This is a genomic window from Dyella sp. ASV21 (assembly GCF_016428975.1).
Taxonomy (GTDB): domain Bacteria; phylum Pseudomonadota; class Gammaproteobacteria; order Xanthomonadales; family Rhodanobacteraceae; genus Dyella.
The window spans coordinates 1-2626 of the sequence record NZ_JAELTT010000141.1; the positions used below are offsets into that span (position 1 = coordinate 1).

The window sequence follows — 2626 nt, forward strand, 5'->3', positions numbered from 1 at the left end:
TGATCCATGCTGTCGCGCAATGCCTTGGCGTCCAGGCCCTCCAGGCGCGCGGCAATGACCTTGATGCCGTCCACGTCGTGCGCAGCGGTGGCCAGATCCGCCGTCACCGAACCGGCGGCCTTGGCACGCAGCGATTCCAGCTCACGCTCGAGCTTCTTCTGCTTGTCGAACAGCTGGCGCAGCTTCTCCACCGCTTCGTCGCCATGCGAGGACAGCAATTGCGAGATTTCGCCCAGACGACGCTCCTCATCAGCCACATAAGCCAGCGCGCCCGCGCCGGTCACCGCTTCGATACGCCGCACGCCCGAGGCCACACCGCCCTCGCTGACGATCTTGAACAGGCCAATATCACCGGTGCGGTTCACATGGGTGCCACCGCACAGCTCGGTGGAGAACTCGCCCATCTTGAGTACGCGCACTTCATCGCCGTACTTTTCGCCGAACAGCGCCATGGCGCCGAACTCGATGGCGTCGTTGTAACCCATGTGATGCACTTCGGCCGCCTCGTTACGACGCACCTCGGCATTTACCAACGCCTCGATCTGGCGCAGCTCGTCCGCGCTCATCGGCTTGAAGTGCGCGAAGTCGAAGCGCAGACGCTCCGGCGCGACTTGCGAACCCTTCTGCGTGACGTGCTCGCCCAGCACCTTGCGCAGTGCGGCGTGCAGCAAATGGGTGGCCGAGTGGTTCAGCACAATGGCCTGGCGCCGCGCGCTGTCCACCTGGGCGTCGACGGTGTCGCCCACGCGCAGCGGCTGCGCCCCTCGCCAACGACCGGCATGGCCGAAGAACACACCGCCCATCTTGAGCGTGTCGCTCACCTCGAAACGGCCGGCGCTGTTGCCCAGCACGCCGATGTCACCCACCTGGCCACCGGACTCGGCATAGAACGGCGTGCGGTCGAGGATGACCAGGCCTTCCTCGCCTTCGCCGAGCTGATCGAACTGTTTGCCGCCGCGCACGATGCCAACCACTTTGTTGCCCTGGCTCGCCAACGCGTCGTAACCGAGGAATACCGTCGGCTGCAACTGGCTGGCCAGCTCGGCCGGCATCTGACCCTTGGCTTCGAACTTGCCGCCTTCGCGGCTGCGTTCCTGCTGTTCCTTCATGGACTGCTCAAAGCCGTCCATATCCACCGTCAGGCCGCGCTCGCGCGCGATGTCGGCGGTCAGGTCGACCGGAAACCCGTAGGTGTCGTACAGGCGGAACGCGTCGGCGCCCGGAATACTGCCGTTCGCCTTGGCGGCCACGGCATCGAACAGACGCATGCCGTTTTCCAGCGTTTCGCCAAAACGGCGCTCCTCGGTACGCAGCGCGTCCTCGACGAACGACTGCTTCTGTGCCAGCTCGGGATACGCCGCGCCCATCTCTTCCACCAGCGGCTGCACCATCTTCCAGAAGAAATCGCCGCGCACGCCCAGCATCCAGCCGTGGCGCAACGCGCGACGAATAATGCGGCGAAGCACGTAGCCGCGACCTTCATTGGAAGGCAGCACGCCATCCACGATCAGGAACGAGCAGGCGCGAATGTGATCGGCGATCACGCGCAGCGACTTGTTGGCCAGATCGGGGGTGCTGGTGAGTTGCGAGGCCACCTTGATCAAGTGCTGGAACAGGTCGATTTCGTAGTTGGAATGCACGTGCTGCAGCACGGCGGCCAGGCGCTCGAGGCCCATGCCGGTATCCACGCAGGGCGCCGGCAGCGGCGACAGCGTGCCGTCGGGCGCGCGGTCGAACTGCATGAACACCAGGTTCCAGATCTCGATGTAGCGGTCGCCATCTTCGTCGGGCGAGCCCGGCGGGCCACCGGCGATGTCCGCACCGTGATCGAAGAAGATCTCGGTGCACGGACCACACGGACCGGTGTCGGCCATCTGCCAGAAATTGTCCGAAGCGTACGGCGCGCCCTTGTTGTCGCCGATGCGCACAATGCGCTCGGCCGGCACGCCCACTTCCTTGTTCCACAGGTCAAAGGCCTCGTCATCGGTGTGATAGACGGTGACCCAGAGCTTGTCCTTGGGCAGCTTGAAAACGCCGGTCAGCAGCTCCCACGCGTAGGCAATGGCGTCGCGCTTGAAGTAGTCGCCAAACGACCAGTTGCCCAGCATTTCGAAGAAGGTGTGGTGACGCGCGGTGTAGCCGACCGAATCAAGATCGTTGTGCTTGCCGCCCGCACGCAGGCAACGCTGCACGTCGGCTGCTCGCACATAGGGCAGCTTTTCGCTGCCCAGGAACACGTTCTTGAACTGCACCATGCCCGAGTTGGTGAACAGCAGCGTGGGATCGCTGGCCGGCACCAGGGAGCTGGACGGGACGATGGTGTGCCCTTTCGAGCGGAAATAGTCGAGGAATGTCGAGCGGATTTCGGCGGTTTTCATGCGGTTGGGGACGACCAGAACGAGAAGGACACGCCCGGACGGCACCGCCGCGATCAATCCTGTCTCTTATACACATCTGACGCTGCCGACGACAACGTTCGGGTGTAGATCTCGGGGGTCGCCGGAGCATGAGAGAGGGGGGGGGGGGGGGGGGGGGGGGGGGGGGGGGGGGGGGGGGGGGGGGGGGGGGGGGGGGGGGGGGGGGGGGGGGGGGGGGGGGGGGGGGGGGGGGGGGGGGGGGGGGGGGG

The 2626-nt window shown here is 65.5% G+C and carries 1 protein-coding gene; it reads right to left on the reverse strand.

All coding sequences use genetic code 11. The annotated features are described in order from the left end of the window. A partial coding sequence (gene alaS, locus JHD67_RS21210) for an alanine--tRNA ligase (protein ID WP_199101129.1) occupies positions 1–2378 on the reverse strand: 2378 nt, incomplete at its 3' end. Between the last annotated feature and the right edge of the window lie 248 nt (positions 2379–2626).